The organism is Gordonia sp. 852002-50395_SCH5434458 (genome assembly GCF_001665905.1).
Lineage (GTDB): Bacteria > Actinomycetota > Actinomycetes > Mycobacteriales > Mycobacteriaceae > Gordonia > Gordonia jacobaea.
The window spans coordinates 169,426-176,061 of the sequence record NZ_LZTC01000075.1 but is presented as its reverse complement, the minus strand read 5'-3'; the positions used below and the strand labels follow the sequence as shown (position 1 = coordinate 176,061).

General features: G+C 66.4%; 5 protein-coding genes. All 5 read left to right on the top strand.

The window, feature by feature from the left end:
- The first annotated feature begins 208 nt into the window (after positions 1 to 208).
- The 5 genes from A5785_RS17135 to recN are packed head-to-tail and all read left to right on the top strand — an operon-like array spanning position 209 to position 6,572.
- Positions 209 to 2,434 carry an HAD-IIA family hydrolase gene (locus tag A5785_RS17135; protein ID WP_064867835.1) on the top strand — a complete coding sequence of 742 codons (2,226 nt, stop codon included), beginning with the start codon at positions 209 to 211 and terminating at the stop codon, positions 2,432 to 2,434.
- A 12-nt stretch (positions 2,435 to 2,446) separates the two neighbouring features.
- Positions 2,447 to 2,707 carry a hypothetical protein gene (locus A5785_RS17130; protein WP_064867833.1) on the top strand — a complete coding sequence of 87 codons (261 nt, stop codon included), beginning with the start codon at positions 2,447 to 2,449 and terminating at the stop codon, positions 2,705 to 2,707.
- A gap of 44 nt (positions 2,708 to 2,751) precedes the next feature.
- On the top strand, positions 2,752 to 3,648 hold the full coding sequence (locus A5785_RS17125; protein ID WP_064867831.1) for a TlyA family RNA methyltransferase: 897 nt from the start codon (positions 2,752 to 2,754) through the stop codon (positions 3,646 to 3,648).
- Between the two features lie 36 nt (positions 3,649 to 3,684).
- Complete coding sequence (locus A5785_RS17120; protein ID WP_064867829.1) at positions 3,685 to 4,749, top strand: NAD kinase; 1,065 nt, start codon at positions 3,685 to 3,687, stop codon at positions 4,747 to 4,749.
- Positions 4,749 to 6,572 (top strand): DNA repair protein RecN, encoded by a 1,824-nt coding sequence (gene recN, locus A5785_RS17115; RefSeq protein ID WP_064867827.1) that lies wholly within the window; start codon positions 4,749 to 4,751, stop codon positions 6,570 to 6,572. Before A5785_RS17120 ends, recN begins: the two co-directional genes overlap by 1 nt.
- Positions 6,573 to 6,636: the final 64 nt, after the last annotated feature.

Below are 6,636 nucleotides of genomic sequence, written 5' to 3'. Positions count from 1 at the left end.
GGAAGCTAAGCCCACCAGCGCCAATGGTACTGCACTCTAATCGGTGTGGGAGAGTAGGACACCGCCGAGCACAACATCCCAGTATTGCCCCGCACCCCAGTGGTGCGGGGCATTACTGCATTCACGGGCATTTACATTTCGCGCACGCGGGAGCTCCGGGTCGCGGTGGATTCCGCACCAAGACCCCGCAGGGCATAGATTGAGAGTCATGAACGATCGCGATCGGGGACAGGACAAACGAGGCCGAGGGCGTGGGTCGGACAATCGCGGACGTGGGCCAGACGGCCGTGGACGACCGTCGGATCGACGTGGTTCGGATCGACGAGGGCCCGAGGGCCGGCCTGCGGGTCCGCCGTTGCCCGACGACGTCGTGGCGTCGGACCTCGACCAGGAAGTACGCCGTGATCTGTTGACGCTCGACAAGGCGAACGCCGATCGGGTGGCGAGGCATCTGGTGATGGTCGCTCAGCTGCTCGATTCAGATCCCGAATTGGCGCTGGCTCATGCACGTGCGGCGCGGGAGCGCGCCTCGAGGGTCGGACTGGTCCGCGAGACCGCGGGAATCGCGGCCTACAACGCCGGCGAATGGCAAGAGGCTCTTACCGAGTTGCGAGCCGCGCGCAGAATCAACGGCGGCACATTGCTGCTGCCATTGATCGCCGACGCCGAGCGCGGACTCGGACGCCCAGAACGAGCTATCGAAATCGCTCGTAGCGAGGAGGGGCGCTCACTGACCGGCGACGAGGCGACAGAAATGCGCATCGTCGAGGCCGGCGCCCGCATCGACGCGGGCGAACCCGCGAAGGCGCTCGTGACGCTTCAGGCGGAGGATCTCGCACCAGGCCGGACCGGCACGATGGCAGCACGGTTGTTCTACGCCTACGCGTCCGCGTTATTGGCGGCTGACCGTCGTGATGATGCGGTGACCTGGTACATGAACGCCGCAGCGGCCGACGTCGACGACGCCACCGATGCGGAGTTCCGCCTGATGGAGCTGTCGGAGGACATGAGTCCCGACACCACATCTGACGGCAATGCCTCGGCAGTGGAAGACGTCGATGTCGTCGGTGCCATTGATGAGACCGAAGGCCCTTCCGGTAATGGTGTCGGTGCCGCGTCGATAGATGACTCGGGAGATAAGGACTCGGGAGATAGCTCGGTAGACGCCTCGGGAGATGACGTTGCCGAGTCGGAGACGACGTCCGTGCCTGCCGAAGTCCCACCCACGTCGAGTACAGAATCATCCGACGAGAAATCGGCTTCAGCGAGCACTGCATCGACGGCCACGACTCCGGCTGCTCAACCCTCGACACCGGCTCCTCAACCCTCGGCACCGGCTCCTCAACCTTCGACGCCGGCAGCGTCCAGCGCGCCTTCGCCCGAGCCGCAGGCTCCGCCGGAAGGGTCGTTGGTCGATCACTACGAGGCGCTGCTCCTCGACCTCGACGGCACCGTGTTCGCGGGCAAGGAGCCGACCCACGGAGCGCGAGAGACCCTCGACGCTCTCGACCTTCCCCAGATCTTCGTCACCAACAACGCGAGCCGACGTCCGAGTGAGGTTGCAGCACATCTCAATTCGATGGGTTTCTCGGCGACCGAGGATCAGGTCGTGACGAGTGCTCAGAGCGCGGCTCGTCTGCTCTCTGAACACGTCGAGCCAGGTTCGCGTGCGCTCGTGCTCGGTACCGACGGACTCGCGCAGGAGGTGCGCGAGGTCGGAGTCGGTGTCGCCAGGAGCGCCGACGACCGACCTGCCGCCGTGATCCAGGGATTCTCGCCGGACACCAATTGGTCGACGCTGTCGGAAGCCGCGCTCGCGATCCGCGCGGGCGCACTGTGGATCGCCACCAATACGGATGCGACGCTGCCCTCCGAGCGCGGACTGCTCGTCGGCAACGGGTCACTGGTCGCCGCTGTCGCCAACGCGACCGGCGCCGAACCTCTCGTCGCCGGCAAACCCGCTGCGCCGCTGATGGCGGATGCGATGAAGCGCAGCGGAGTCACCAATTCGCTGGTCGTCGGCGATCGACTCGATACGGACATCCAGGGCGCACATTCGGTCGGCCTCGACAGCGCGCTCGTCCTGACCGGTGTGAGCACTCCGAAGGATCTGCTGCTTGCACCACCCGAGCAGCGGCCGTCGCACGTGATCGACGACCTCACCGGTCTTCTCGATGATGAGAAAACCGTCCGGATCGGAGAACAGCCGGACTGGGACGTCGAGGTGTCCGGCGCGACCATCACGGTGACTGCCACTGGGGAAGAGCCCGCGCACGAGGCGCTTCTGCCTGCACTCGCGCACGCCGCATGGGCACTCCTCGATGGCCGGGACGTCGAAGCCGGGCCGGTTGACCCGTCGGATGTGGCGATCACCAGCGACGACCCGGACGTTCGGTCGCAGATCGACAAGCTCGGTGTCGGAGACCTGCGCTAGCGTGGTCGTGTCATGAACTACCAGCAACCGCAACACCCCGTCCCCGGAGCGCACCTGCGGCCCGGGCCGCAATCGCCCTCGCCTGCCGACCTTGCGGCCGAGCCGCAGATTCCGGTCGCGGAGACGGTCGAGTCGCTGCTCGACGAGGTCGACCGTATTCGCGAGCAGGCAGGCGACACCTTCGATCTTGCGGCGCTCGCGCGGCAGAGCGAACTGCTGGAGAAGGCTCATGACGTACTCACCGCAGCGTTGGCAGAGGTCGATCCGCGATGACGGCCAACCTGTCGAGGATCATGAACCTGTTCAGGGCCCGCTGAGTGGCTACGCGCGCAAGGCTCGACGCCGAGCTCGTCCGCCGGAAGTTGGCGCGCTCGCGAGAGCAGGCTCGTGAGCTGATCGAAGCGGGCCAGGTCACCGTCAATGGGGTGCTTGCCGCGAAGCCTGCGACCAATGTGACGCGCGACACCCCCATCCTCGTTTCCGACGACGGCCCCCGCGACGACTGGGCGTCGCGCGGTGCGCACAAGCTGCTCGGTGCACTCGAAAGATTCGAGCCGCAGGGTTTGACCATCGCCGACAAGCGTTGCCTCGACGCGGGCGCGTCGACCGGAGGATTCACCGACGTTCTGCTTCGACGCGGGGCCGCCGAGGTTGTTGCGGTCGATGTCGGCTACGGGCAGCTCGTCTGGCGGCTTCAGTCCGACGACCGTGTCGACGTGCACGACCGTACCAACGTTCGTCACCTGAACGCCGACGACATCGGGGGACCCGTCGACATCGTCGTCGCCGACCTCTCGTTCATCTCGCTGTCGCTGGTCTTACCGGCGTTCGCCGCGAGTGCCCGACCGGGCGCCGACCTGTTGCCGATGGTCAAACCGCAGTTCGAGGTGGGTAAGGACCGGGTTGGCTCCGGTGGCGTTGTGCGCGACCCCGAGTTGCGCGCCGAGGCGGTCTACCACGTCGCGCGCGACGCAGCGAAGCTCGGTCTGGTCACCAGGGACGTCGTGGCGAGTCCGTTGCCAGGGCCGTCGGGCAACGTCGAATACTTCTTGTGGCTCACATACCAACCCGCTGACCACCACGCACAGCCCGACGTTCCGGCGGACGATACTGTCGGGGAGACTGGTGGCGGCGCAGACGAAGTCGCCGACATTGCGGATGATGCGCAGTTGCGGGGGATGATCCACCGTGCCGTCGACGAGGGACCTCGCTGAGCGTGCCCGCAGATCGGGAATGGTGAAAGGAACAAGGTGATCGACGAATCAGTGGTCGCCGTGTCCGGTCAGCGCGAGTTCATGGTGGTGGCGCACACCGGACGTGCTGTGGTGACCCGTACGGTCGAATCGATCGCACGCCACTGCGCTGCGGCTGGTGTTGGCCTACGCATCATCGACCACGACCTCACTGCCGACAACCCCGCGACGCAAGACGACGTCGACCTTCGCGGACGAGACGACAGGGAAGGTCACGACGATCCCGCCAACCGCGACCATGGCCCCACGCGGCCACCGAGCCATCCGCTCGACATCGACGGACTGCGCGAGCTCGGCGCAGATGTCACCGTCGCGACGGGCGACCCGGAATCGGCCGTCGGGTGCGAGGTCGTCATCGTGCTCGGAGGCGACGGAACGTTCCTGCGCGCAGCAGAACTCGCCTATCCGGCGGGTGTTCCGGTGCTCGGAATCAATCTCGGACACATCGGCTTTCTCGCCGAGGCCGAGGCCAACCGCATCGACGACGTGATGGCGCAGCTCATTTCGCGTGACTACCGTGTCGAACCGCGGATGACCCTCGACATCGCGATCAGTCATCCGACCAAACCGGACGAGGTGCGCCGTAGCTGGGCACTCAATGAGGTCGCCATCCTCAACCGAACCAACAATGGCGTTCTCGAGTTGGTGACCGAAGTCGACGGTCGGCCGGTATCCGCGTTCGGAGCCGACGGCGTGCTCGTGTCGACACCCACCGGATCGACTGCCTACGCCTTTTCGGCCGGCGGACCGGTGATGTGGCCCGACCTCGAAGCGATCCTGATCGTTCCGAGCAATGCGCACGCGCTGTTCGCCCGGCCGATGGTGACCAGCCCTCGATCGCGGATCGCGGTGGAAATCGATAAGCACGGACGGTCGGCGATCGCCCTGTGCGACGGCCGACGCCAGATCTTCGTCCCGGCAGGCGGCCGCGTCGAGGTGGTCCGAAGCGACCGATCGGTGCTGTGGGTACGCATCGATTCCGATCCGTTTGCCGATCGACTCGTCACGAAATTCGACCTGCCGGTGACCGGATGGCGCGGGCGGCAGGGTGAGGGGAAGTAGTGCTCGAAGAGCTGTCGATCTCCGGCCTCGGCGTCATCGATCAGGCCTCCGCACAATTCAGCCCCGGGTTCACCGTATTGACGGGCGAGACCGGCGCGGGCAAGACGATGATCGTCACCAGCCTGCGACTGCTGTCGGGTGCGCGCGCCGACGCCGGAAGAGTGCGATCGGGGAGCCAGAAAGCGACCGTCGAGGGGCGGTTCCGACTCGCTGAGTCCGCCGACGATGCCACGCGTGCCGCTGTCGCCGACATCGTCGAATCTTCTGGTGCAGAACTCGACGACGACGGCTCGGTCATCGTGGTGCGCACCGTCGGCTCGGATGGTCGTTCGCGTGCACACCTCGGCGGGCGGTCGGTGCCGGTCGGCGTGATGGGCAGATTCACGGGCGCGCTGTTGACGATTCACGGCCAGAACGATCAACTTCGTCTGCTTCGTCCCGACCATCAGCGCGACGCCCTCGACAGTTTCGCCGGCGACAAGGCTGCCGCGGCGCTGAAGCGGTATCGCTCGACGCGCGAGAGCTGGGTCGCGGTACTCGACGAACTCGACGCACGCCGCGCCAACCATCGTGAACTTGCGCAGGAAGCCGATCGACTGCGCTTCGGCATCGACGAGATCGCCGCGGTCGACCCGCAGCCGGGAGAAGACGACGCGCTCGCCGACACCATCCGACGACTCTCCGATCTCGAGTCGATTCGTTCGGCGGCTGCGGGATCGCACGACGTCGTCGCGGGCGATAACGGTTCGCTCGTCGACGGTCTCGGGCAGGTTCGTTCGCTCCTGGAGTCCGCTGCCGATGCGCAACTGCGAACGCTCGCTGCTCGCGTGTCGGAGACGCTGACCGTCGTCACCGATATCGGCGACGAGTTGTCGTCGTTTCTATCCGGGCTGCCCAGCGACGCAGACGAACTCGAGAAGCTGCTCGCTCGCCAGGGTGAGCTGAAGGCTCTGGTCCGCAAATACGCACCTGATATCGACGGCGTCATCGCGTGGCGTGAGACTGCGGAACGTCGACTTTCCGAAATCGACGACCCGCAGGGCTCGATCGACGAACTCGAGGCGGCGGCCGCGTCGGCGCGTGCCGACGTCGAATCGGTGGCGTCGACGCTGCGAACCATGCGTCGTAAGGCGGCGACCTCCATGTCGAGCAAGGTGTCGGCCGAATTGGCAGGCCTTGCGATGGGCGACGCCGCACTCTCGGTGAACGTCATCCCCGACGTCGCGGCTCCCGACGATCGGCTGACGATCACGGTTGACGGAGCCGCCGCGCACGCAGGTGCCGACGGCGCCGATCGCGTCGAGTTCGCCCTCGTTGCACATGCCGGCGCCGACCCCCTGCCGATCGCCAAATCGGCGTCCGGCGGCGAGCTCTCGCGACTGATGCTGGCGCTCGAAGTGGTTCTCGCAGAGCCGACGTCGGGATCGGTCATGGTCTTCGACGAGGTCGACGCCGGTGTCGGCGGCCGGGCCGCGGTGGAGATCGGCCGGAGGCTCGCGGGACTCGCACGGGCCCACCAGGTCATCGTCGTGACGCACCTTCCGCAGGTCGCGGCCTTCGCCGACAACCACCTGGTGATCGGGAAGACGTCGAAATCAGGCGATCGTGCGCAGACCAGCACACTTCGGCCGCTCGACCGTGACGCGCGCGTCGCCGAATTGGCGCGCATGCTCGCGGGACTCGGCGAATCAGACACGGGCCGGGCGCATGCGGAGGAACTACTGGCCACCGCTGATGGCGAGAAGGCTCACGCCGTCGGATCGTCGGCAGGTGAGTCGACGGCCGCAGCGACAAAAGCGAAGGGCACCCGCAAGAAGCGCTGAGACAGTTGGTACTCGTGTGACAAAAGTTGCCCATGTTGCGGCGCGCCTCCCCAAGGCTGCGCGG

What these genes read in the sequence shown, in the direction of transcription:
- A5785_RS17135 (WP_064867835.1), top strand. Translation starts at nt 209, where the DNA reads ATGAACGATCGCGATCGGGGACAGGACAAACGAGGCCGAGGGCGTGGG.
- A5785_RS17130 (WP_064867833.1), top strand. Translation starts at nt 2,447, where the DNA reads ATGAACTACCAGCAACCGCAACACCCCGTCCCCGGAGCGCACCTGCGG.